General features: G+C 41.5%; 26 protein-coding genes. 18 read left to right on the top strand and 8 right to left on the bottom strand.

The genetic code is table 11. From position 1 onward, the window contains the following. Position 1: 1 nt before the first annotated feature. The 7 genes from ACLD71_RS05620 to ACLD71_RS05590 are packed head-to-tail and all read right to left on the bottom strand — an operon-like array spanning position 2 to position 6,739. Positions 2-775: a flagellar hook-basal body protein gene (locus tag ACLD71_RS05620; RefSeq protein ID WP_411993490.1), complete on the bottom strand. Its 774-nt coding sequence runs from the start codon at positions 773-775 to the stop codon at positions 2-4. 9 nt (positions 776-784) lie between these two features. Continuing rightward, the gene (locus tag ACLD71_RS05615; protein ID WP_411993488.1) at positions 785-1,450 is read right to left on the bottom strand and encodes a flagellar hook-basal body protein; all 666 of its coding nucleotides are present in this window, start codon (positions 1,448-1,450) and stop codon (positions 785-787) included. After that, positions 1,451-3,526, bottom strand: coding sequence for a flagellar biosynthesis protein FlhA (locus ACLD71_RS05610; protein WP_411993486.1), 2,076 nt, complete (start codon positions 3,524-3,526; stop codon positions 1,451-1,453). A gap of 1 nt (position 3,527) precedes the next feature. Next, complete coding sequence (locus ACLD71_RS05605) at positions 3,528-4,592, bottom strand: flagellar biosynthesis protein FlhB (protein WP_411993484.1); 1,065 nt, start codon at positions 4,590-4,592, stop codon at positions 3,528-3,530. Further along, on the bottom strand, positions 4,593-5,357 hold the full coding sequence (locus ACLD71_RS05600) for a flagellar biosynthetic protein FliR (RefSeq protein WP_411993483.1): 765 nt from the start codon (positions 5,355-5,357) through the stop codon (positions 4,593-4,595). Continuing rightward, positions 5,335-5,598 carry a flagellar biosynthetic protein FliQ gene (locus ACLD71_RS05595; protein ID WP_411993481.1) on the bottom strand — a complete coding sequence of 88 codons (264 nt, stop codon included), beginning with the start codon at positions 5,596-5,598 and terminating at the stop codon, positions 5,335-5,337. The genes ACLD71_RS05600 and ACLD71_RS05595 overlap by 23 nt, the downstream gene beginning before the upstream one ends. After that, positions 5,591-6,739, bottom strand: coding sequence for a tetratricopeptide repeat protein (locus tag ACLD71_RS05590; protein ID WP_411993480.1), 1,149 nt, complete (start codon positions 6,737-6,739; stop codon positions 5,591-5,593). Before ACLD71_RS05590 ends, ACLD71_RS05595 begins: the two co-directional genes overlap by 8 nt. 1,000 nt (positions 6,740-7,739) lie before the next feature. Between ACLD71_RS05590 and ACLD71_RS05585 the strand changes: the two genes are divergently transcribed. The 3 genes from ACLD71_RS05585 to ACLD71_RS05575 are packed head-to-tail and all read left to right on the top strand — an operon-like array spanning position 7,740 to position 10,723. Then, the gene (locus ACLD71_RS05585) at positions 7,740-8,300 is read left to right on the top strand and encodes a GbsR/MarR family transcriptional regulator (protein WP_411993478.1); all 561 of its coding nucleotides are present in this window, start codon (positions 7,740-7,742) and stop codon (positions 8,298-8,300) included. A 30-nt stretch (positions 8,301-8,330) separates the two neighbouring features. Then, positions 8,331-9,722 (top strand): cytochrome ubiquinol oxidase subunit I, encoded by a 1,392-nt coding sequence (locus ACLD71_RS05580; protein ID WP_411993476.1) that lies wholly within the window; start codon positions 8,331-8,333, stop codon positions 9,720-9,722. Next, a complete protein-coding gene (locus tag ACLD71_RS05575) occupies positions 9,719-10,723 on the top strand; it encodes a cytochrome d ubiquinol oxidase subunit II (protein ID WP_411993474.1) in 1,005 nt (334 codons plus the stop codon). The genes ACLD71_RS05580 and ACLD71_RS05575 overlap by 4 nt, the downstream gene beginning before the upstream one ends. Before the next feature lie 58 nt (positions 10,724-10,781). Here the strand turns inward: ACLD71_RS05575 and ACLD71_RS05570 are convergent, their stop codons facing one another. Next, entirely contained in the window at positions 10,782-11,504 is a 723-nt protein-coding gene (locus ACLD71_RS05570) for an oligogalacturonate-specific porin KdgM family protein (RefSeq protein ID WP_411993472.1), read from the bottom strand. 156 nt (positions 11,505-11,660) lie between these two features. On the opposite strand from ACLD71_RS05570, the gene ACLD71_RS05565 reads away from it, so the two are divergent. The 15 genes from ACLD71_RS05565 (at position 11,661) to ACLD71_RS05495 (ending at position 24,961) form a co-directional block, all read left to right on the top strand. Beyond that, entirely contained in the window at positions 11,661-12,539 is an 879-nt protein-coding gene (locus ACLD71_RS05565) for a LysR family transcriptional regulator (protein ID WP_411993470.1), read from the top strand. A gap of 194 nt (positions 12,540-12,733) precedes the next feature. Next, positions 12,734-13,171 (top strand): FMN-binding protein MioC, encoded by a 438-nt coding sequence (gene mioC / locus ACLD71_RS05560; protein ID WP_411993469.1) that lies wholly within the window; start codon positions 12,734-12,736, stop codon positions 13,169-13,171. A gap of 370 nt (positions 13,172-13,541) precedes the next feature. Then, entirely contained in the window at positions 13,542-15,431 is a 1,890-nt protein-coding gene (gene mnmG, locus ACLD71_RS05555) for a tRNA uridine-5-carboxymethylaminomethyl(34) synthesis enzyme MnmG (protein WP_411993467.1), read from the top strand. A 9-nt stretch (positions 15,432-15,440) separates the two neighbouring features. Then, positions 15,441-16,067 carry a 16S rRNA (guanine(527)-N(7))-methyltransferase RsmG gene (rsmG, locus tag ACLD71_RS05550; protein ID WP_411993465.1) on the top strand — a complete coding sequence of 209 codons (627 nt, stop codon included), beginning with the start codon at positions 15,441-15,443 and terminating at the stop codon, positions 16,065-16,067. Positions 16,068-16,078: 11 nt separating this feature from the next. Further along, a complete protein-coding gene (locus ACLD71_RS05545; protein ID WP_137673534.1) occupies positions 16,079-16,870 on the top strand; it encodes a ParA family protein in 792 nt (263 codons plus the stop codon). Positions 16,871-16,887: 17 nt separating this feature from the next. Then, complete coding sequence (locus ACLD71_RS05540; protein WP_411993464.1) at positions 16,888-17,808, top strand: ParB/RepB/Spo0J family partition protein; 921 nt, start codon at positions 16,888-16,890, stop codon at positions 17,806-17,808. Positions 17,809-18,070: 262 nt separating this feature from the next. Further along, entirely contained in the window at positions 18,071-18,475 is a 405-nt protein-coding gene (locus tag ACLD71_RS05535; RefSeq protein ID WP_137673532.1) for an ATP synthase subunit I, read from the top strand. Next, positions 18,465-19,277, top strand: a complete 813-nt coding sequence (gene atpB, locus ACLD71_RS05530) for a F0F1 ATP synthase subunit A (RefSeq protein WP_137673531.1) — start codon at positions 18,465-18,467, stop codon at positions 19,275-19,277. Before ACLD71_RS05535 ends, atpB begins: the two co-directional genes overlap by 11 nt. 51 nt (positions 19,278-19,328) lie before the next feature. After that, positions 19,329-19,583: a F0F1 ATP synthase subunit C gene (gene atpE / locus ACLD71_RS05525; protein ID WP_137673530.1), complete on the top strand. Its 255-nt coding sequence runs from the start codon at positions 19,329-19,331 to the stop codon at positions 19,581-19,583. 34 nt (positions 19,584-19,617) lie between these two features. After that, entirely contained in the window at positions 19,618-20,091 is a 474-nt protein-coding gene (gene atpF, locus ACLD71_RS05520) for a F0F1 ATP synthase subunit B (RefSeq protein ID WP_137673529.1), read from the top strand. 19 nt (positions 20,092-20,110) lie between these two features. After that, entirely contained in the window at positions 20,111-20,641 is a 531-nt protein-coding gene (gene atpH / locus ACLD71_RS05515; RefSeq protein ID WP_137673528.1) for a F0F1 ATP synthase subunit delta, read from the top strand. Positions 20,642-20,655: 14 nt separating this feature from the next. Continuing rightward, positions 20,656-22,197, top strand: a complete 1,542-nt coding sequence (atpA, locus tag ACLD71_RS05510) for a F0F1 ATP synthase subunit alpha (protein ID WP_137673527.1) — start codon at positions 20,656-20,658, stop codon at positions 22,195-22,197. Between the two features lie 29 nt (positions 22,198-22,226). Then, positions 22,227-23,090: a F0F1 ATP synthase subunit gamma gene (gene atpG, locus ACLD71_RS05505; RefSeq protein WP_137673526.1), complete on the top strand. Its 864-nt coding sequence runs from the start codon at positions 22,227-22,229 to the stop codon at positions 23,088-23,090. Between the two features lie 37 nt (positions 23,091-23,127). Then, entirely contained in the window at positions 23,128-24,504 is a 1,377-nt protein-coding gene (atpD, locus tag ACLD71_RS05500) for a F0F1 ATP synthase subunit beta (RefSeq protein WP_137673525.1), read from the top strand. 31 nt (positions 24,505-24,535) lie between these two features. Beyond that, entirely contained in the window at positions 24,536-24,961 is a 426-nt protein-coding gene (locus ACLD71_RS05495; RefSeq protein WP_137673524.1) for a F0F1 ATP synthase subunit epsilon, read from the top strand. Positions 24,962-25,096 lie beyond the last annotated feature (135 nt).

Raw genomic sequence — 25,096 nt, 5'->3', positions numbered from 1 at the left:
CTTACCCTCTTGCCAAATTATTTGCTGTTTCCATTAACTGATCTGCTGCTTGTACAACTCTCGCATTTAACTGATATGCTCTTTGCGCAAGAACTAGATTCACCATTTCAGCAACCATAGACACGTTAGAGACCTCTAAAAAACCCTGCTTAACTTCACCAAACCCCTCTTCACCCGGTTTTCCATAGTATGCTGAACCGCTGGATTCATTCGCTGCATATAAACCACTTCCAAGTGATTCGAGTTTGGTGACACTGGTAAATCTAGACAGTTCTAACTCGCCAAGAAATGCTAAATCCGTTTGCTCTGGAAGCTGAGCATAAACCTCTCCATTACTGCTAATTTTTAAAGATTTAGCTTCCAGTGGAACAGATATATTGGAACTTAAAACGTGACCACTTTGACTAGACAAGTTTCTATCGGCATTAACTGTAAGTTGGCCAACTCGTGTATAAGCATGCGACCCATTGTCTAACACCAACTCTAAGAAACCTTGACCAGAAATAGCGATATCTAATTCTGAGTCTGTTGCACGAAGATCACCATTTTCAAAAACAGAATTAATCTCATTTACTGATGCGCCATTTCCGCGATATGATCCCTCATTAGCCTTAGCATTTTGCGCACTTGAATCTCCAGAAACTACCTGAGAAAAACTCACCGAATCTCGTTTGTAACCAATGGTATTAACATTGGCGATATTATTAGATATTACATCGACATACGTTTGTTGGGTTTGAATACCCGAACCTGCTATATACAAAGCATCAATCATTTTATGTCCCTATTTAGATTTTCCAATTTGGTTTATGCCGTTTTTCATTAAGCCGTCATATAAAAGAAAATAACGTTGCATTAAACTAAAGTGCTTTTGGGCAGCCATTAGTTGAACCATTTCCCCTGCAACATCTACATTTGACGATTCCAAAGCACCTTGATACACAACATATCCGTCTTTTACCTCTCGAGAAGAAGCTGAGCTGTAGTTTCCTGCTGTAGCTAGTAACATCGAATCGTTAGGTTGTTTAATCAATAGGCGATCAACTTCTCTATCTCCTACCCAAATAACTCCTTTGGAATCGATAGAGAAAGAGTCTATTCCAACATTTATTGGCCCACTTCTGCCTTGTACTAGAAATTTACCGTTCGAAGTAACAAGTTGCCCAGATTCATTCACAGAGAAGGAACCATTTCTGGAAAGCAATTGCTGTCCGTTATTATCAACAACAAAAAAGCCCGTTCCTTGCAAAGCTAAATCTAACTTACGGTTTGTTCGTAGTAGCCGACCATCAGAGTTATTAATAAGGTCGGAATGAACGTCACCTTTACTTGAAAGAGTTTGAGCTTTAAAGCCAACGCTACTAACGTTGGAAACATTGTTACCTATGGTATTAATGCGAAGTGTATCTTCAGCCATCGCCGTGGAAACAATAGAAATTGGATCGGTCATTTAGTTCTCCAGCTTAATAGGTTGAATCGCTGCAGATACAACATCAAAGGAATTAACATTCATAGAGTTTGGAATTTCCGACATAGCAATCACCGCTAGCTTTGGTAGTATTCTTTCTGTTAGTTGCTTTAAACGTCGTCTTATAATTGGAGAACAAATCAATACAGGCATTTGATTATGCGACATCATTTTTTGAGCGCCACGAGAAATCGAATTTAACAGTTTCTCGGTACTAGTTGGGTCAATTGAAAATGAAGCCATTCGCTCAGGTGGATTTAAGGAAGATATTAGTGTTCTTTCTAAAACTGGGTCTAAGGTAAGTACGTCTAATACTCCACTAGATCCAACCAAAGGCTGACATATAAAGGCTCCAAGCCTACTTCTTACATCTTCTACAAGCTTTTCTGGAGACTGAGTTCTTTTTCCAGTATCTGCTAACACTTCCAATATCAGCTGTATATTACGTATAGATACTCCTTCCTTTAGTAGCATCCTTAAAACGTTTTGGATCTCGGTGATAGTTAACACAGCAGGTACAATCTCTTCTAACAATGTTTCGCATTGAGATTTATTCCTAGCAATAATGTTATCAACTTCACTTCTAGTTAATAATTCATGTGAATTTGAACGTATTAGTTCACTTAAATGAGTGACCACCATAGTCTGCCAATCAACCAAGGTATAATTAGCGGCTTGAGCTGTTTTCTGCCCCGCTTCTGAAACCCAGATTGCTGGTAGCCCATAAGTGGGTTCAACAGTCTTTTCACCATCTAGCTCCACTTTTGTTTGCGCTCCAGCTATAGCCAACTGGTGGTTAAGCTTTACATGGCTTGAACCCAATTTAGCCCCATAAATAAAAATACCGTAAGAACTCTGATCTATTTCGGTGTCATCGATTAACACTTTTATTGAAGGGATAACAAATCCTGACTCTAAGGCGTACTGCTTTCGCATGTTTTGGACTCGCTCAAATATAGATTCCCTTATTTCTTCGAGTGCATTCTGTAAACCGGAACCCAATCTAAGTTCAATGGGGTGTAACTCTATATTCTGGTATAAATCTTCTTTCCCACCTACAGTCTCTTTTTTAGACGAATCAGGATTTGGTATGCTATCTGAAGCGGAATCAGCTGCTTTATAGGCATATACAAGCAAACAAATAACCCCGACAATAACCGCAGCCAATGCAAGTTTAGGTAATCCGGGAAGGAACATTAAGAAGGTTAGAACAAAAATCAATATAACTAATATAATAGGATGAGAAGTAATTTGGCTGATAACTTCTGAGCCCAATTTAGAGTCGGTGGCAGCTCGAGTTATTAAAATGCCAGTCGCTGTCGCTATGATCAATGAAGGTATTTGAGTAACAATACCATCCCCGACGGTTAATAAAGTATAAGTTTGAAGAGCTTGACTCCAGCTCATTCCATGATGCCCGACGCCCATCATTAAGCCAGCAATAATATCGATAAAAATAATTATAATCCCGGCAATTGCGTCACCTTTAACAAACTTAGTAGCACCATCCATTGCACCGTAAAAATTTGCTTCCTGTTGGATTTCTTCACGTTTTATCTTAGCTTCAGATTCATCTATTACACCAATATTCAAATCGGCATCGATGCTCATTTGCTTGCCTGGCATACTGTCCAGAGTAAACCTTGCAGCAACTTCAGCAACGCGCTGAGCACCGTTCGTGACAACGACATATTGAACAACAATTAAAATAATAAAAACAACTACACCGACGACATAGTTTCCGCCGACAACGTAATGCCCAACAGCATCGATTACTTTACCCGCTCCAGCATCATCTAATATCAACCGAGTCGCTGAAATATTGAGCGCTAAGCGGAACAATGTAGTTATCAACAAAATAGATGGAAAAGTAGAAAAACTCAGCGGCTTTTCAGCATAAAAGGTTAATAGTAGAACCAAAAGAGCAGTGCTTAGGTTACAAATTAGAAAAAAATCTAAAGCTACTGGTGGAAGAGGAATAAACAAAACAGCAAGAATTCCAACAGTTCCTACCACAAAAAGAAAATCACTTTTCTTTCCAAATAATCCTTTTTTCACATCACAGCCCTTTTGCCTGCCAGATAGCTCGGTACTCTGATGCTACGCCATCAAAACATCTTGCTGAAATGAAATCACCAGATTGGCAATCCTTATATAGTAAACGCGCTAGAGGAGGGTTCCGCTTTACTAAAACAGAGAACTTACTTGCTCGCCTTCTAATTAGAAAAGCTAAAACCCCCTTACCACAAATCAACACTTTAGGAGCCACCATAGATTCCGGCTCATAATGCAACGCTACTGCGTAGTGAGTAGGATTAGTAACCACTAAATCAGCATTTTTTACGCTTGCTAAAGAAGTGATTTTCTTTATCATTTCTTGTTGATGCTTCCGTCTTTTGTTTTTTATTTCTGGGTCGCCATCTCGCTTTTTATGTTCATCTCGTATCTCTCTATGTGACATTTTCATGTCCTTAATAAAGCTCCAGCGAACAAAAGCTAGATCAATCAATGAGAATACGAAAAGGCCGCCACCAATCACCAACCCCATGACAAATATAAGCTCAAAAAACTCCGTGGATACGTTAGAGGGATCTAAGTACCTCATCGAAAAAATATTTCTTAAAAAATCAGAAGCTAGCCAGTACCCAGCCAACCCAACATACAAAAACTTTAATAAAACTTTCACAGATTCGAACAAAATTTTAATTGAAAATATTTTTTTGAGATTGCTTATAGGATTTAGTCTTTTGAAATCAATTTTGATAGGCTCTGTCGACCATAGAAAACCTATTTGATAAATGGTTATCACTATTGAAAAAATAAGAGAAATAAAAAGAACAGGAAGTACCACTGAGTATTCCTTCAACAAATAACTCCACACCCATGTGACCAAAACTTCATTGTTTGATGTACCCAGTTCCCCTATTGAGCGCATTGATAGTGAGAATGCTAATGACACAGAGCCCACAAACCAATCCGATACGGCATAACTCAACACCAAAAATAGAAGTAAACTTACGACTCCGGTGAACTCTGTACTTTTTGCTACCTGCCCTTTTTTCTTTGCCTCTTCTAGCTTATAGGGGGTAGGTTTTTCACTTTTATTTTGTTCGTCTTGAGACATTTATAATCCCTCTACAAACTTGGTAACTTGATGGGATATATCAATTAAGCCAGGCCCAGAGGTACGAACTGCAGCAGCAACAAAAAATAAACCACACAAAATTTTCAATGGCAATGTGACGAAATAGACATTCATCTGAGGCATGGTTTTAGATATCATTCCAATCGCTACATCCACTAAAAACAAAGCCACAAATACAGGTAAGAAAATCATAAATGCCGATATAAAAGTGATAGCCATAAAACCAATGAACTTATTAGGATCTAAATATATTTCGGCTCCACCTAAAGGAACTATCTTAAAGCTAAGAATGATCATTTTAATCAGGTCTATATGAATATCTAAAGTAACAAATAGTGTAATAGACGTAGTAACCAAAACACTGGATAACAGCGTTCCAGATTGCCCAGAAAAAGGGTTAAACATACTGGCGGCAGATAAGCCGACATGAACATCTAATGTTTTACCCACCATATCTATTGCACCGTACACAATTGCCAAACCAAATATAAATACACACCCTATAGCTAACTCAAAAAAAACACTGATGAGGATGTTGTCAATAAATATATGGCTATTATCTGCAGACAGCGCATACAGTGCTGAAAGTACAACCAGAAAAACAATTCTAATAGTTTTGGGGACTCGCGAGAAAGGGGGAACCCCACCACTAATAACTAGGGGAGTTAAACGCGCCGCTGATAATACGATGGATTCATAAGCAGTCATCAAGAATAAAAACTCATAAGTTGACGATTTTTTCAATATGGTCTGTTGTAAACTGGACCAAAGAAAGAATCATCCAGCGACCAATAAGTAGCAAAGTAAGGCCTGCTGCGAGTAACTTTGGTACAAAAGTTAATGTCATTTCCTGAATCTGAGTAGCAACCTGGAACAAACTAACGATCAAACCCACAACTAAGCAAACACCAAGAATAGGCATAGAAATAGCCGCTGCTTTAAGCAACATTTGTGAAAGAATGATTACCGCGGAGTCGCTAGTCATTTATATAACCAGCTCGTTTATCATTTATTGTATTTAATAAAGATTTTATAGATTGATTATAGTGTGGAAGACTGGAGTTTAGGATTATCTCAATTAGGTCATCTGCTTTCTTTTCATGACCTTCTTTTCGTAGAATTATTGCTTTACAGAATAGACCAGAAAAACTTTGTTTATCTATTCCTAAAGCCCTAGCTAAATATTCCTTTGAACCAGATAAATCTCCAGAGATAGCGCTTAGAACAGCCAATCCACCATGAGACTCTGCAAAATTTCGATCTAATTCTAGTGCTGAAAAAAAACATTGCCTGCTATCTTGTAGCTGATCCAATAACATGTATGACCAAGCTAGGCCGTGCCAGGTTCCAATATGATTAGGCATAGTTTTAATGGCTTGCTTAAAAGAAATCAATGCTTTCTCAGGAGCATTGTCATTTAATTGTAATTGCCCTTTAAGAGTCAATGCTCTACCTAATCTAGGAGACTTATCTAGAACCTGTTTAACATGACTGTTAGCTAAACTAAAGTTTAAGTCAATTAGCTCGACAGTAGCTAATACTAATAAAGAGTCGAGTTGGTTTTTATCTATTGAAAGGGCTAACTGTGCACATTCTTTAGCTTCTGAGTTTCTGCCTAAATCCACATAGAGTAAACCAAGTTGACCTAAGGCTTCAGGGTGACTTGGCGAGCTAGATAAAAAAGAATTAAGCGTATCTTCTGATTCTTCAAAAGAACCTAAAAAATGCTGTGATTTAGCTTTTGATAAAAGTAGTTCTGGAGATTCCTTGATTACTTCGCGATTACTTTCCAACAGCTCGATAATCTCTCGATACTGACCCAACCGCATTGCCGCATAGCAATAGTTATGGAACATCCAGCTTTTGGGTTCCGTACCAAATATATAGCTATCTAACCAGGTCACCACATGTTGATACTCTGAACAAGCAAGCGCAGAGTAAACAGTCCAATAAAGGCAGTTTTCATCCGCCTCTAAATTTTTCATGGTATCAAAGGACAAATCCCACGCGAATTTTATATCACCAGACTTTATAGACAGCTCAATAACTTCCGCAATCAAGCGTATATTAGTAGGGTCAAAATTTAGGTATTTTTTTCGCTCAATTAGCTTTTTACTGATATCCATATCAATCCGGTAGTTTATAATTACTGAAAAGTCAAATATTCAGTAAGACCGCTAGAGTACAGCCTGTTATTGAGCAGATCAATAATGAAATATTACTATTTATTGCTACACTCCAAATTGATAACTCATCCATGACTCAGATCACAAGCTTACAAATACCATAACCAAATACCCCAAATGTAGGATGGTAAAATCATGGATTGTTTTTAGCCTAATGTATTACAACAAAACCGTCCGATTGAGGATTTAACTGATAGGTCATCTATACGAACACTTTTTTGTAGAAACAAGTTGTGATACTGAAGAGGATATTCCGAACGCCATGTCCCATGACATGTAACAACTTGTGCTTCCGTTAGCCTATAGTGCACAATTGAGGTATTGGTGTTCCCTCAAAAGCTCAAAGTCGATACATTTTGTCGTCAGCCAGAACGATGATTAGCGCTTTAGACTAACTTTACCTTCTTGTTATCATCTTCTACAAACATTTACCGAGCATATTTGTGTGACATTTAATATCAGCGCTAAACATTAACTATTCAGATGTATCTCACAAGCCGTAAACCAAGACCTTTGTGTCGCATAAGATTTACAAATGACATGGGGTGAACACACGACTATATTCTATTAGGAAAGTACACTTGGGTTGAGAACACATTTATCAATTTGCTCCCCAATCGGTCCCCCAAGTGTGCAACCTCACCTGTGTTTATGGGCGTCTTCACTTTCTGTATCGGAAAATAGCTTAATAAGTAAGTGTTCACTATTACCAAGCTACCCTTAAAATATAGATAAACACCAACAAAACCTGATAAACAGCAAGTAAACATAAAGCCATTATCAGGTTTTCGATTAACAGATAAACCCACTCTCAAACTAAGCTAAATCTGCCTCACAGTTTCATCACTCTCCATCAATTATCGCTAAAAATATTGACTTAAATCAATTTTCAATTAAAGTTTCACTGTTTTCTGAAAGTTCAATAAAAGGAATTTATCGCGTGCAATTATCAGAGAAGAGCCAAGCCTTTGTTCTCCACTTTGGAGAAATGGGCAGCCGTTGGGGATTCAATCGTACCGTAGGCCAAATACTGGCTTTGTTGGTGATTAACCAGCACCCTTTGCACGCCGAACAAATTATGCAACAACTTGGCATTAGCCGCGGCAACGTGAGCATGGGATTAAAAGAACTGCAGTCTTGGCGTTTAGTTAAACTTAGTCATCAAGCAGGTCAACGTCGTGAATTTTTTACTGCCGCCGGTTCTATTTGGGAAATGGCCAGAACCGTATTTGAAGAGCGCAGTAAACGCGAAGTGGATCCAACCCTTTCCTTATTACGTTCTAATTTATTAGAAACGCCAGAAAACGAAGCAGACCAGTTTACCCAGCAAAAGATGGAAGAGATCCACGACCTGCTCGAGTTAATCACCCAATGGTCATATGCACTCAATACCATGAACCCAGACAAACTGCAGAGTTTGATGAAGATGGGCTCTGGTATTAGCAGAATTTTGGAATTAAAAGACAAAATCGTTGGTAACAAAGGATCTGCCGCCAGCTAATGAGATTATCAACCTTAACGAGGCTAAACCATGCTTGATGCCCTAATGCTCTCAAGGATACAGTTTGCTGCAAATATCAGCTTTCACATCCTGTTTCCCACCATCACCATTGCGATGTGTTGGTTCCTAGTTTTTTTTAAAGTACGCCATGATATGACCGGCAATCCGGTATGGATGCGCGCTTATCGCTTTTGGGTAAAAGTCTTTGCGCTCTCTTTTGCGATTGGAGTCGTAAGCGGTATTACTATGTCATTCCAGTTTGGTACTAACTGGCCTGGCTACATGGAAACTGTGGGTAACATTGCTGGCCCATTGCTAGGTTACGAAGTACTCACCGCCTTTTTCTTGGAAGCCACCTTCTTGGGCATTATGTTATTCGGCATAAAGCGGGTGCCCAATAAGGTACATACCTTAGCGACTGTTTTAGTAGCGGTAGGCACGAGTTTATCGGCCTTCTGGATCCTAGCGCTAGATTCGTGGATGCAAACACCAACCGGTTTTGAAATGCGCGATGGCGTAGCATTTCCAACAGACTGGGTCGCCATTGTATTTAACCCTTCATTTCCTTACCGCTTAACTCATATGTTAATTGCATCTGGCTTAACGGCATCGTTCTTTATTGCGGGCATTTCTGCTTATCGCATATTGAAAGGTGATATAAAAAAAGCCCCTCGTCTAACCCTAAAAATCAGTTTGCTGGTGGCCGCTGTATTAGCGCCAACTCAAGCTTTAGTCGGTGATTTTCATGGCTTGAATACGCTTGAGCATCAGCCAGCAAAAATAGCGGCCATTGAAGGTATTTGGCATACCGAGAAAGGCGCGCCCTTATTGTTGTTTGCATTGCCAGACGAAGAAACCAAAACCAATAAGTACGCGATTGGTATTCCTAAACTGGCCAGCCTAATTTTAACCCACGAACTAGACGGTGAGTTAAAAGGCCTTAACGAATTTGAAAACGAACATCCGCCAGTAGCTCCGGTATTTTGGAGTTTCCGAGTCATGGTTGGCTTAGGTTTACTAATGTTGGCACTAAGCTGGTTTGGTTCTTACCACATGGTTAGAAAAGGCAAAATGCCTAACTGGATGCTCAAAGTACTAGTGGCCACTACGTTCTCTGGTTGGGTTGCTACGCTAGCTGGTTGGTATGTGACCGAAATAGGCCGTCAGCCCTGGTTAGTCACCGGTGTTTTGCGTACCGAAGATGCGGTAACAACATTGCCTGCTTCAAACGTTGCCTTTTCATTGGCGCTGTATTTAATCGTTTATACCTTCTTGCTGATTGCCTACATTCACACGGTATTCTTAATGGCACGAAAAGCGATTAAAGAAGAAGAGTTTGAAACCAATGAACCCCAACCAGACGGTAACTTAACTAATATTAATAATCCGCAAGACACTACTGAAGGGAGTGCCAAAGCATGATGGACGCTTACTGGTTACCGGTAATTTTCATCGGTTTAATGGGCCTGTCGGTTCTGATTTACGCAATACTCGACGGTTACGATTTAGGGGTAGGTATTTTACTGCCTATGGGCGAAGCTGATGAAGCGCAGCGCGATACCATGATTGCGTCAATTGGCCCATTTTGGGATGCCAACGAAACATGGCTAGTACTGGCCGTTGGTATCATGCTCATTGCCTTCCCGGCTGCCCATAGCATTGTGCTTTACCACCTGTATATTCCGGTGGCGATTATGCTGATCGGACTTATTATGCGTGGCGTAGCCTTCGACTTTAGAGCTAAAGCAGCGGTAGACCATAAGTTAGCCTGGGATCGTACTTTCAAAGCAGGTTCTATTCTCACTACATTAGCTCAAGGCTACATGCTAGGTTTATATGTAATGGGCTTTGAAGGAGGCGTAACCACTCACTTATTTGGCTTATTGAGTGGCTTAGGTGTTACTGCGGCCTATAGCTATATTGGCGCGGCATGGTTGGTAATGAAAACCGAACACCAACTGCAACAGCGTGCTGTTACTTGGGCAAAACTTACTGGCCGCTTTTGTTTAGTTGGCGTGATTGCCGTATCAATAGTAAACCCACTGGTTAACCCTGGTGTATTTGATCGCTGGTTTGATTTTCCACTGGTGATGTTTGTATTGCTGATCCCAGCCTTATGTTTCACCGCATTTTTGTTTAATGACTTTTTATTGGGTCGTTTACCCAAATCAGACGATCGTCATTGCTGGGTACCATTTTGCCTAGTGATGCTTATTTTCTTACTGTGTTTTAGCGCACTGGGATTCAGCTTCTTCCCCGATGTTGTGCCGGGCCAAATGGACGTATGGGAAGCAGCATCGGCACCGGAGTCTTTATCGGTGATTTTGATTGGAGTACTAATTGTAGTGCCAGTGATTCTGGCTTATACCGCTTTTTCATATTGGGTATTTAGAGGTAAGGCGACCTCTCTCAACTACCACTAAGTTGCTAACACAAACCAAAAGAGCGCCTATTGGCGCTCTTTTTTTATCAGGATAAATCTTAAAACTTCATGCTTACGCCAAGTTTGATTTGGCTATCATCTTTAATAGGAGAACTATCGTAGCCGGTACCATCGAAGTTTTTCTGCGTGTATTGAACATAAGGCTGATAACTGCCTAAGTTAGTAAGAAACACTTTGGTTTCTAGTTCATTCACCTTCAGGTTATTGTTTTTGTGTTCAGCGTTTGCATCTTTATTGATGTAGTTAAAAGATACACCAACGATATCACCAGCCCAACCTGCGGTTAAATCGGTACGGTTTGTTTTCACATCACCAAGTTCGGTCTTACTAAAACCGTTGTTTTGCGTATCCTCATAACGGTAACGGGCAGCGACAAAAATACCGTTATCGAAGTTGTAACCGCCTTTAAGGGCAAGCTTACCAGTGTTTGCATCATTGGCTACATTACGGGTGTACTCAGCACGCGGTTGCACATAAGCATTACCAAACTTGTAGGTGTAATCAGCAGCAAAGGTGGCTTCATGTAAACCAGACTCGTGCTGGTTTTCACCATAAGGGCGACCACCTAAACGACTTTTTGCTTCAACATCAAAACCAAACTGACCATAATCAGTATCAAACTCATAACCACCTTTTAGAATACCCAGGTGCGGACCGTTTCGATTAATCTCGGCAGCAACTTCACCACGAATAGCGTCTGCGGCAGCAAACTGACTAAAAGCAGCAAGAGAAAGTGTTGAAGCAACTATAATTTTTTTCATTTTGGAACCTTTCAGTAGATTTTTACTAAAACATCCATGCATCGCTGAGTATCAGTAACATACTCACAAATATATCCATCGGCGCTATGATGATGAGATTGGGCATCCTGAACAAATCAGACTGTGTTAGCTTTTATTAACAGAGAGATCGACAACATGAACCTGCAAGCCATTGAAGCATTTGTACTGAGTCATCAGCTGGGCAGTATTTCTGCCGCAGCTAAACATATGCAAAAGAACCGCGCCCAGTTAAGCCAATGGATCAGTAATCTAGAAATAGATTGGAACGTTGAATTGTTTACCCGCAGCGGCCATAAACCAGTGCTCAGTGAACAGGGTTTAAAAATGCTGCCTTTGTGTGAGCAAATGCTTAAAGCGCAAAACCATCTTAGCCAGCAAGTAGAACAGATAGCACAGCAAGGGTGTTTTAGATTAAACCTAGGGGTAAGTAGTTTTTTACAAGACAGTACCGTGGCTAAAATACTAAGTCGATTTAATCACGCTTATCCAAATGTTGATTTAAAAATCTTTCAGCGTCGCGACGAACTGCTACTTAATTGGCAGGGCCCTAAACTCGATTTAGCCATTTGTTTTTACCGAGATGCCTTTCCCAATGATTACACCATAGAACCACTTTGCGAAATGCCGCTAGTGGCGGTGTGTTCTGCAACTCATCCACTAACAAAAGAAAAGTCACCTAATCTGCAACAAGTACTAAGTTACACTTGGGTAACCATTCTCGCTTCATCTAATACCCAAGTGTGGGATCCAGACAGTATTCAACGACAAATTGAAGTAGAGCAACACTCACTCGCAATAGAACTATGCCGTCAGGGAGTAGGCGTATTTGTAGGCCAACAGCAGCAGCTCATTCCCTATATTAAATCTGGCGAGCTTAAAGTGATTGCGCATAACGACGCCATTGCCAATGAACAGTTGGGATTAGTTTACAGCAAACACGCGAGTCCAAATCCAACACTTCAGGCTTTAATCAAAGTGTGTAAAGCAGAGTTCAACAACGAGTCCTCGGCTTAAGTCGCTAGTTTGTGAACAAGTATTTATTCACACCTTAAAAAAGGGATCACTATTATCTTTGCTGGATTAGATTCAACATTGGAATAGTTCCACGTGAAACTATCAACAACTAGATCACAGCTAACACGCAGCTAGTTAATTCAGTCATGATCACGTTACAATGGTTAAAACCTCTGCTGTTAACAGGATCGTAAGTGGATATAGAGATTATTGTAGGTTCAACCTTAGGTTCGGCTGAATACGTAGCCGATGAGCTAGAAGCGCTACTAAAAGATGACCATCAGGTAAAAATTCATCTAAATGCTGAGTTTTCAGAGTTAAATCCAAGTGCTTTTTGGCTAATTTGCAGCTCAACGCATGGTGCAGGTGATGTACCAGACAATTTGCAGCCTTTTTTTCAACACTTACTTGAACAACAACCCGATCTTTCAACGGTGTCTTACAGTGTTGTAGCAATAGGGAGTAGTAGCTACGATACTTTTTGTGGTGCAGGCAAAGATCTTGACCAACAAATGGAAAAACTAGGCGCTAAATCCTTAAAACCACGCTTAGAAATAGACGTAGACCTCGAACCTGTCCCCGAAGAACCAGCAGCTTTATGGTTAAAAAGCTGGAAAAATGAACTTATTTAAACCTAAACTCTGTGGATAAGCATAGGGATTAGCTATTAATTTACTATAGTTATTCCTATGGATAACCTTTACCCACTATTCATCTGTGGGTAAGTACTAATTTAGATCCCAGCTTGTCCCCCGTTTAGATCGCTATCCGTCAACATGATCTGATCTAATCTAAGTTAATGATCTAAAAGTTAAAAAATGACTTATCTACAGATCAGGCCGATCCTAATAGTAGATCTAATAAAAGATCTTTAAAAAAAGATCTTATATATATTAAGAGATCTACCCTTGATCTAATTCTGATCTAAGCATTCCCTTATCGTCACTTAACCAGTAAAATATCGCACCCTTTTGGGATCTGCTTGGTTTGAGGTAATAACACATGTTCTATAAACAACAATACGACGTCATTGTGATCGGTGGTGGTCATGCCGGTACAGAAGCTGCAGCGGCAGCTGCGCGTATGGGACAAAATACCTTATTGCTTACTCATAACATTGAGACCTTAGGTCAGATGTCATGTAACCCAGCCATTGGTGGCATTGGTAAAGGCCATTTAGTCAAAGAAATTGACGCCTTAGGCGGCTTGATGGCCCAGGCTGCAGATTTAGCTGGGATCCAATTTAGAACCTTAAATTCGTCAAAAGGCCCAGCAGTTAGAGCCACCCGCGCACAAGCAGATCGCGTATTGTATCGAGCAGCTATTCGCGAACGTTTAGAAAACCAAGCTAACTTAACTATCTTTCAGCAGTCCTGTGACGATTTGATCGTAGAAAACGACCAAGTGGTAGGGGTAGTGACTCAAATGGGCTTACAGTTGCGCGCACGCAGCGTAGTACTCACTGTAGGGACCTTTCTAGGTGGTATGATCCACATTGGTTTAAATAATCATGCTGGTGGCCGAGCAGGCGATCCACCGTCGATCGCTTTAGCGCAACGTTTACGCGAATTGCCATTGCGTGTTGATCGCTTAAAAACCGGTACACCTCCACGTATTGATGCCCGTAGTATCGATTTTAGCCAAATGCAGCCTCAACCAGGTGATACCCCAACACCAGTATTTTCGTTTATTGGTAAACAAAGTGATCACCCACAGCAGATCCCTTGTTACATCACTCATACTAACGAATCTACTCATAATATTATTCGTGGTGGTTTAGACCGAAGCCCAATGTTTACTGGGGTAATCGAAGGTATTGGGCCACGTTATTGTCCGTCTATCGAAGACAAAGTTACTCGATTTGCAGACAAGAATTCTCATCAAATCTTCATTGAACCTGAGGGCTTAACCACTCACGAAGTTTACCCAAATGGCATCTCAACCAGCTTGCCGTTTGATGTGCAAGTTGAGTTAGTACACTCGATGAAAGGGCTAGAAAATGCCCATATCACGCGTCCAGGCTACGCCATTGAATACGACTTTTTCGATCCTCGAGATTTAAAACAAAGTTTAGAAAACAAATACTTAAAAGGTTTGTTCTTTGCTGGGCAAATTAACGGAACCACTGGTTACGAAGAAGCCGGAGCTCAAGGCTTAATTGCTGGTGCAAATGCAGCATTGTTTGCTCAAGGTAAAGATTCATGGGCGCCACGTCGCGATCAAGCCTACATGGGGGTATTGATTGATGATCTCGCCACATTAGGCACCAAAGAACCTTACCGAATGTTCACTAGCCGTGCTGAATACCGCTTGTTATTGCGCGAAGATAACGCCGATGTACGTTTGACTGAACAAGGCCGCGAACTAGGTTTAGTTGACGAGCATCGCTGGCAATTATTTAACACCAAAATGGAAGTGGTTGAGCAAGAACGGCAGCGTTTAAAAGACACGTGGGTACACACTAATTCGACTCAATTGGATCAACTTAATCCAATGTTGAAAAATCCGATCAATCGCGAGCATTCTTTAGAAGAATTGATCCGCAGACCAGAGTTAACTTATCAACAACTTATGCGTATTGATGGTTTTGGACCTGGAGTCGATTTACCCGCAGCAGCGGAACAAGTAGAAATTCAAATTAAGTACGACGGTTACATTAAGCGTCAACTCGAAGAAATTAAGAAAACCCAAAAACACGAAAACACCCTACTGCCTATCGATCTGGATTTTTCTAAGATCAGTGGTTTATCAAACGAAGTGGTGGCTAAGCTAACTAATTCTCGCCCAGAGACCATTGGTAAAGCCGCGCGTATTTCAGGTGTTACTCCAGCGGCCGTATCGCTATTATTAGTTTATTTGAAGAAACACGACTTAGCGCGCAAGTCGGCTTAGGATGATCGGGTGTTAAAATCTCGCTTACAGGGTTTATTAGCCCAAACGAACTTACAGCTCACCGAGCTGCAAATATCTCAACTGGTCACTTTGGTTGAGCAGCTCGATAAATGGAACAAAGCGTATAATCTTACGTCGGTAAGAGATCCTATGGAGATGATGGTAAAACACATTCTCGATAGTTTAGTGGTGAGCCCTCACTTACAAGGTGAGCGTTTTATTGATGTGGGAACGGGGCCTGGTTTACCCGGTTTGCCTTTAGCCATTATTAATCCTGATAAACAGTTTGTATTGCTCGACAGTTTAGGTAAACGCATTACTTTTATTCGCCAAGTAAGCCACTTGCTTAAACTAGAAAACGTGACTGCAGTGCAATGTCGAGTAGAAGATTACCAACAAAACCTCGAATTTGATGGCGTAATAAGCAGAGCTTTCGCTTCTTTGCAGGATATGCTGAGTTGGTGTTCTCACCTACCGGCAAATAGTGGTAAATTCTATGCCTTAAAAGGCTTAGTGCCTGAACAAGAACTAGAAAACCTGCCTGAAGGGCTAAACTTACACAGTATTGAGAGTTTATCGGTTCCCGAACTTGAAGGTCAGCGACATCTAGTTATTATTGATAAAAATAACCCTTAGGCGAAAATATTGTGGGTAGAGTAATTGCGGTAGCCAACCAGAAAGGTGGCGTAGGAAAAACAACAACCAGCGTAAATTTAGCGGCGTCAATGGCGGCCACTAAACGCAAAGTCTTGTTAATTGACCTAGACCCACAAGGGAATGCCACCATGGGCAGTGGTGTAGATAAATACGAAGTACCAAAAACAGCCTACGAATTGTTGATTGATGAAGAACCTATCGATCAAGTGACCGTTAAAGATACCAGCGGCTTTTTTGATTTAGTGGCAGCCAACTCTGATGTGACGGCTGCTGAAATAAAATTAATGGAGTTCTTTGCTCGCGAAGTGCGACTGCGCAATGCACTAGCACCTGTACGTGACTATTACGACTACATTTTCATTGATTGTCCGCCCTCGCTAAACATGCTTACTGTGAATGCAATGGCCGCAGCAGACAGTGTGCTGGTGCCAATGCAATGTGAATACTATGCTTTAGAGGGTTTAACGGCTTTGGTAGATACCATTAGTAAGTTAGCCTCGGTAGTAAACCCAGATCTACAAGTTGAAGGGATTCTGCGAACTATGTTTGATCCTCGCAATCGTTTGTCCTCAGATGTGAGTGATCAACTTAAACAGCACTTTGGTAAGAAAGTTTACCGTACTGTGATCCCAAGAAATGTACGTTTGGCCGAAGCGCCTAGCTTTGGTAAACCAGCCATGTATTATGATAAAACATCAAATGGTTCTAAGGCTTACCTCGCTTTAGCCGGTGAAATTATTCGCCGACACGAAGAAGAAACCGAAGCAGTGGTTGTCGATTAATGAATACGGATAAAGACATGTCAGCGAGAAAACGTGGATTAGGCAAAGGTTTAGACTTATTACTGAGTACCAGTAGTAACGCTCGTCAACGCCAAGTTGAAGAAGATACAAAAGCCGATTCTAATCAACAAACCGTTGATCAAAACCGCGGAGATTTACGCAAATTACCCATTGAATGGCTACGTCCTGGAAAATACCAGCCGCGTAAAGACATGTCGGCAGAAGCCCTTGAAGAACTTGCCCATTCGATTGAAGCACAAGGTGTTATTCAACCTATTGTGGTTCGAGAGTTGGGTGAAAACCAGTTTGAAATTATTGCCGGAGAGCGCCGCTGGCGTGCTTCACAGCAAATTCACCTGCATGAAGTGCCTTGTTTAATTAAGAACGTTAGTGATGAAAACGCAGTGGCCATTGCGCTGATTGAAAACATTCAACGTGAAGACCTTAACGCCATGGAAGAAGCGGTGGCGCTAGATCGCTTAATGACCGAGTTTGAGTTAACCCACCAACAAGTGGCTGAAGCAGTGGGGAAATCACGTACAACCGTGACTAACTTATTGCGCTTAAATAGCTTAGACGAAGACGTAAAAATCTTACTGGAGCATGGCGACATTGAAATGGGTCATGCTCGTGCATTGCTGGCGTTGAGTGGCGAAACTCAAGCTGAAACGGCTCGAAATGTGGCAGCCAAAGGTTTAACGGTGCGCGATACTGAAAAGTTAGTTAAGACTGTTTTGAACCCTAAAGCACCTAAACCCGAAGCTAAAGTTGATCCAGACATTAATAGACTAGAGCAAAGAATAAGCGAACGGTTAGGGGCTGGCGTTAAAATCCAACAAAATAAGAAAGGCCAAGGAAAACTGGTTATTGATTATGCTAATTTGGATGAGTTAGATGCTATTTTGGCGCTCTTCATCGATTCTGATGAAACACTTTAGTTTTTATAAACTATCTTCGCCTACATTTCCTTGATCTCACTTACCTTCTTTTCACCTTAAAATGACCAAAACCACTGGTTTGTAACACAAAATTTAACAATAAACGCTATTTGTTTATATAGCCTGTTACAAATTAGTGTCTTGGACACCGCTACTGATTGCAAAACCACACTTTCAACGTATAATCATTAGGCTTTTTCGCAAGCCCTTTTTACCTATTTTTAGGTAATGGGTTAAATGTAAAAACTAGTAGAGGTCGAGAATGTCTGGGTCTTTAACAACAGAAGTTCGCCTTAAGGCGCTATATTTTGTTATTTTTCAGACAGGGTTTGTCGCACTGCTAACACTTAAAAGTGGTTTCTTTTTTGATAAAGACGTTGCTGTTTCTGTGTTAATCGGAGGTTTGATCTTCTTACTACCGAATGCGTTGTTTACGTTGATGGCATTTATGTTTGTCGGCGCTAGACATCAAAAATACGTAGTATTAAGTTTTTATCTCGGGGAAGTCGTAAAACTTTCTCTTACAGCCATAATGTTCATACTGGTATTTGCCTTGCTAAATGTAGAGCCTTTGGCCCTATTGCTTGGTTTTATACTTAGTACGTTAACGCAATGGACTGCCTCTATTTTTCTTAGTAACAAAAATAGGATGATAAATGGCTGCTGAAGGTAACGTTTCAGGCTATATCCAGCACCACCTGACAAACGCTCAAATGTGTATGGCCGATGGCGGTCTGGCATTTAATTACGCTTGTAAGGATGCAGGGTTCTGGACCTGGCACATTGATTCACTCCTGTTTTCAGTTGGCTTGGGTGCCTTGTTCTTATTTCTTTTTTATAAGGCTGGGCAAAAAGCAACAACTGGCGTACCTGGCAAGTTTCAATGTTTTGTTGAAATGATGGTTGAGTTTGTTGATGGGGCGGTACGAGATGCCTTCCATCGCACTGACCGTGTTATTGCGCCAATTGGCTTAACCATCTTTGTGTGGATTTTCCTCATGAACTTGATGGATTTAGTCCCTGTTGACTTTATACCCCACGTCGCCGGACTGATGGGCGCTGAGTACTTTAAAATTGTACCTACCACTGATTTAAACATTACATTAGGCATGTCTATTGCTGTGTTTGGTTTAATCATTTTTTACAGTATTAAAGTGAAGGGTGTTAAAGGGTTTACTAAAGAGCTTACGCTTCAACCTTTTAATCACTGGGCTTTTATTCCTTTTAACTTCTTATTGGAAACGGTCACTTTATTGGCCAAGCCATTTTCGCTCGCTTTGCGTTTGTTCGGTAACCTGTATGCAGGTGAATTGATCTTTATTCTTATTGCCGCACTTGTTCCTTTATGGGCTCAATGGACACTTTCTGTTCCATGGGCAATTTTCCATATTTTGGTCATTGTGCTTCAGGCGTTTATTTTCATGATGCTAACGATAGTTTATCTAGCCTTAGCCCATGAAGATCACTAATTAAGTTTAATAAAAACTGTTTTAACCTAATAAATACTTTTGGAGAAATTCATGGAAACTGTTGTTGGTTTTACTATTATCGCTGTTGCAATCATGCTGAGCATGGCCGCTCTTGGTACTGCTATCGGTTTTGCACTTTTAGGCGGTAAATTATTAGAAGCATCAGCCCGTCAACCTGAGCTAGCCCCTGCACTACAAACTAAAATGTTTATTATTGCTGGTCTACTAGATGCGATCTCAATGATTGCTGTGGGTATCGCGTTATTCTTCGTATTCGCTAACCCGTTTGTTGCCTTGTTAGGTTAATCCTTCGATTCCTAACAAATAGGGAGGTGTCGTTGTGAATATCAATGCAACCATGTTTGGACAAGCAATTTCGTTCGCGATCTTCTGTTGGTTCTGCGTTAAATACGTATGGCCACCATTAATCGACGCGATTGAAGCTCGTCAAAAGAAAATTGCGGATGGTTTAGCTGACGCTGAACGTGCCGGTAAAGATCTTCAATTAGCTCAAGCGAAAGCGTCTGAGCAAATGAAAGATGCTAAATCGGAAGCTGCTGTGATTGTTGAGCAAGCTAATAAGCGCAAAATTCAAATCATCGACGAAGCAAAAGAGTTGGCTAACCTAGAGCGTGAGAAAATTCTTGCTCAAGGTAATGCTGAAGTTGAAGCAGAACGTAATCGTGCTCGCGAAGAGTTACGTGCACAAGTTGCTGCTTTAGCCATCGCTGGCGCTGAGAAAATTCTTGAGCGTTCAATCGACAAAGAAGCCAACAAGCATATTGTTGATAAGCTAGTCGCTGAGCTGAAATAAGGGATAAAAGGTAGAGCTTATGGCTGATTTAACCACCATTGCTCGTCCCTACGCTAAAGCTGCGTTTGATTTTGCCGTTGAGCACAAAGCCTTAGATGAGTGGACTGAAATGTTAGCGTTTGTTGCCGAAGTGGCAGCCAACGAGCATGTTTCTGTGCAACTGAAAAAGGAATCTGCAGGTACTTTGGTTAATTTATTTACCACTGTATGTGCTGAGCAGCTTAACGAGTATGGCCTTAACTTAATTAAGTTAATGGCTGAAAATGCACGTTTAGACGCGTTGCCTGCTGTGTTAGCACTGTTTTTGGAGTACAAAGCCGAATTGGCTAAAGAGATAACAGCTGATGTTATTTCTGCTACAGAACTAGATGCCGCGCAGCAAGCGCAAATTAGTGCTTCCTTGGAACAGCGTTTATCACGCAAAGTGAAGCTTAACTGTAGTGTTGATGCCTCGCTAATGGCCGGAGTGATTGTTCACGCTGGCGATTTAGTGATTGATAGCTCTGTAAAAGGGCAATTGGCAAAACTATCCGACGCACTGCAAGCGTAATTGGGGAATAGAGTATGCAACTGAATTCCACTGAAATAAGTGAACTGATCAAGCAAAGAATTGAACAGTTCGAAGTTGTCAGTGAAGCTCGTAACGAAGGTACTATCGTTTCTGTAAGTGATGGTATTATTCGTATTAATGGTCTTGCCGATGTAATGCAAGGCGAGATGATTGAGCTTCCTGGTAGCCGTTATGCTATCGCATTAAACCTAGAGCGTGACTCTGTTGGTGCTGTAGTAATGGGTCCTTATGCTGATTTAGCAGAGGGCGATAAAGTTAAAAGTTCTGGTCGTATTTTGGAAGTTCCAGTAGGTCGTGGCCTGCTAGGACGTGTTCTTAATACACTGGGTGAGCCAATTGATGGTAAAGGCGCAGTAGACAACGATGGTTTCTCACCAATCGAAGTGATTGCACCTGGCGTAATGGAACGTAAATCGGTAGACAAACCTGTGCAAACAGGGATTAAAGCGATTGACTCTATGATTCCAATCGGCCGTGGTCAACGTGAGTTGATTATTGGTGACCGTCAGATCGGTAAAACAGCTATCGCTGTAGATACCATCATTAACCAGAAAAGCTCTGGCATTAAGTGTGTGTACGTTGCTATTGGCCAAAAAGCTTCAACTATCGCGAACGTTGTTCGTAAGTTAGAAGAATATGGCGCAATGGAATACACCACGATTGTTGCAGCATCTGCTTCTGATTCAGCCGCATTACAATACCTAGCGCCTTACGCGGGTTGTACTATGGGTGAATACTTCCGTGATCGCGGTGAAGACGCGTTAATCATCTATGATGATTTATCTAAGCAAGCTGTTGCTTATCGTCAAATTTCATTGCTACTACGTCGACCTCCTGGTCGTGAAGCTTACCCTGGTGATGTTTTCTACCTTCACTCTCGTCTATTAGAGCGTGCGTCTCAAGTTAACGAGAAATACGTAGAAGAGTTCACTAAAGGTGAAGTTAAAGGCAAATCAGGTTCATTAACGGCATTGCCGATTATTGAAACTCAAGCCGGTGACGTATCTGCATTCGTACCTACCAACGTAATTTCGATTACCGATGGTCAAATCTTCCTAACAGGCCAGTTGTTTAACTCTGGTACTCGTCCGGCGGTTGACCCAGGTATTTCGGTATCTCGTGTTGGTGGTGCTGCACAAACTAAGATTATTAAGAAACTGTCTGGTGGTATTCGTACCGCACTGGCGCAATACCGCGAATTAGCGGCATTTGCTCAGTTTGCATCTGACTTAGATGATGCAACCCGTAAGCAGTTAGACCATGGCCAAAAAGTAACAGAGCTAATGAAGCAGAAGCAATTCAGCCCATTATCTGTAGCTGAACAGGCGCTAGGTTTATACGCAGCGGAAAAAGGTTTCTTAATGGATATCGAAATTAACAAGATTGTTGATTTTGAAACCGCGTTGCTAGCTTACGCTAACAACGAGCATGCTGATCTATTGGCGTCTATTAACGAAAAAGGCGATTACAACGACGAGATTGAAGCTTCGATTAAAGGCTTGTTAGAAAGCTTTAAATCTACGCAATCTTGGTAATCAACCCTGACGAATAGGAGCGAATAGATATGGCCGGCGCTAAAGAAATTAAAGGTAAGATTGGTAGTGTTAAAAACACTCAAAAAATTACCAAAGCGATGGAGATGGTTGCAGCGAGTAAAATGCGTCGTTCTCAGGACAGCATGGAAAGCAGCCGCCCCTACGCAGTAGCTATGCGCAAAGTAATTGGTCATATCGCGCTTGGTAAACTCGAATATAAGCATCCGTATGCTGTAGAACGAGAAGCTAAGCGTGTTGGTTACATCGTGGTGTCTACTGACCGCGGTCTGTGTGGCGGCTTAAACATTAACTTGTTTAAGAAAGTTGTTACAGACATGCAGCAGTGGAAAGATAAAGGTGTAGAAGCTGATTTAGCCGTTATTGGCGGAAAAGCAACCGCATTTTTTAATAACCACGGTGGCAATGTGGTAGCTCAAAACTCAGGCTTGGGTGATAACCCAACCGTTGAAGAGCTAATCGGTACCGTAAAAGTGATGCTTGAAGCCTACGATGAAGGCAAATTGGATCGCATTTATGTGGTGTATAACCATTTTGTTAACACCATGGTACAAGAACCAACAATGGACCAATTATTGCCGCTGCCTAAAGCAGATGACCCAGAAATTGCGTCTCGCAGTTGGGATTATTTATACGAACCTAGTGCCGAAGAAATACTCGACGGTTTATTGGTACGTTATATCGAATCTCAAGTTTATCAAGGTGTGGTAGAAAACCTCGCTTGTGAACAAGCTGCACGAATGGTTGCAATGAAAGCGGCAACCGACAATGCGGGTAATTTAATTGACGATCTTCAGTTGATTTACAACAAAGAACGTCAAGCAGCAATTACTCAAGAATTGAGCGAAATTTCTGCGGGAGCTGCAGCCGTTTAAGGCGAGGCATTAAGCAAAAATATTTAGAGGAATCAACATGAGTAACGGTAACATCGTCCAAGTAATTGGCGCTGTTGTGGACGTTGAATTTCCACATGACAGTGTACCGAAGGTATACAATGCTCTAGAAGTTCAAGGCGAAGATCTCGTACTTGAAGTTCAACAGCAGATTGGTGGTGGCGTAGTTCGTTGTATCTGTATGGGTGCATCGGAAGGTATTCGTCGCGGCCTAGAAGTGGTTGATACTGGTGACGCGATTAAAGTACCTGTGGGTGAAGCCACCCTAGGTCGCATTATGAACGTACTAGGTCATACAATTGACCACAAAGGTGAAATTGAGACTGAAGAGCGCTACAAAATTCACCGTGCTGCTCCTTCTTACGAAGAGCAAGCTACGTCTAACGAGTTGTTAGAAACGGGCGTTAAAGTTATCGACTTGATTTGTCCATTCGCTAAGGGTGGTAAAATTGGTCTGTTTGGTGGTGCCGGTGTAGGTAAAACCGTAAACATGATGGAGTTAATCAACAACATCGCTAAAGCACACTCAGGTTTATCTGTGTTTGCTGGTGTTGGTGAGCGTACTCGTGAAGGTAACGATTTCTACTACGAGATGGAAGAAGCCGGGGTACTAGATAAAGTAGCCATGGTTTACGGTCAGATGAACGAGCCACCAGGAAACCGTTTACGCGTAGCGTTAACTGGTTTGACTATGGCTGAGAAGTTCCGTGACGAAGGTAAAGACGTATTGTTGTTCATCGACAACATCTACCGTTATACCTTAGCCGGAACCGAAGTATCTGCACTGTTAGGTCGTATGCCATCAGCGGTAGGTTATCAGCCAACACTGGCTGAAGAAATGGGTGTTCTTCAAGAACGTATTACATCTACTAAGACTGGTTCGATTACTTCGATCCAAGCGGTATATGTACCTGCGGATGACTTGACTGATCCATCTCCAGCAACCACCTTCGCTCACTTAGACGCAACCGTTACTCTAAACCGTAACATTGCTGCTATGGGCTTATACCCTGCCATTGACCCATTGGATTCAAACTCTCGTCAGTTAGATCCACTAGTGGTTGGTCAAGAGCACTACGACATTGCTCGTGGTGTTCAAGGTGTACTACAACGCTATAAAGAATTGAAAGATATTATTGCGATTCTAGGTATGGATGAATTGTCTGAAGAAGACAAACAAACCGTAGCTCGTGCGCGTAAGATTGAGAAATTCTTAACTCAAGATTATCACGTAGCCGAAGTTTTCACTGGTAACCCAGGTAAACTTATTCCGCTTAAAGATACTATCCGTAGCTTTAAAGGCCTATTGGCTGGCGATTACGACGATATTCCAGAGCAAGCGTTCTTGTATGCAGGCGATATTGATGACGTGCTTGAGCGCGCCAAAAATATGTAAGCTTCGCCAATTGGCGTAACAGGAGGCTGAAATGGCAGCGATGACAGTTCACTTGGACGTGGTTAGCGCCGAAGAGAAGATTTTCTCGGGTCGCGTTGAACATCTACGAGTAACCGGTGAAGAGGGTGAGTTAGGAGTATTGCATGGTCATGCTCCACTACTAACCCCAATTAAGCCTGGTATGGTTCGCATGGTAAAACAGCACGGTCACGAAGAGGTTATTTACATCTCGGGTGGTTTCTTGGAAGTACAACCAGGAAATGTAACCGTACTAGCTGATACAGCGATTCGAGGCAACGAGCTCGATAAAGCCAAAGCCCAGCAAGCTAAACAAGCAGCTGAGGAAAGCATTAGCAATCCAAACAGCGATGTGGATTTTGCGAGAGCTCAAGTTGAATTAGCCAAAGCGATGGCTCAACTTCAGGTTATCGAAATCCTCGGAAAAAACATCCGATAGGTTTAGTTTGATAATAAAAAGGCGCTCTCAGAGCGCCTTTTTTGTCTGTGTAAAATGATGTTAACATCAACGAAAGATCGCAATTTACCCGCTACTATAGGTTTTAATACAGACCGCTAGTTAACAGTGTTAATT

The organism is Agarivorans sp. DSG3-1 (genome assembly GCF_046774965.1).
Taxonomy (GTDB): Bacteria; Pseudomonadota; Gammaproteobacteria; order Enterobacterales; family Celerinatantimonadaceae; genus Agarivorans.
Note: the sequence above shows the minus strand (reverse complement) of the source record. Positions and strands in the feature narration are given on the sequence as shown.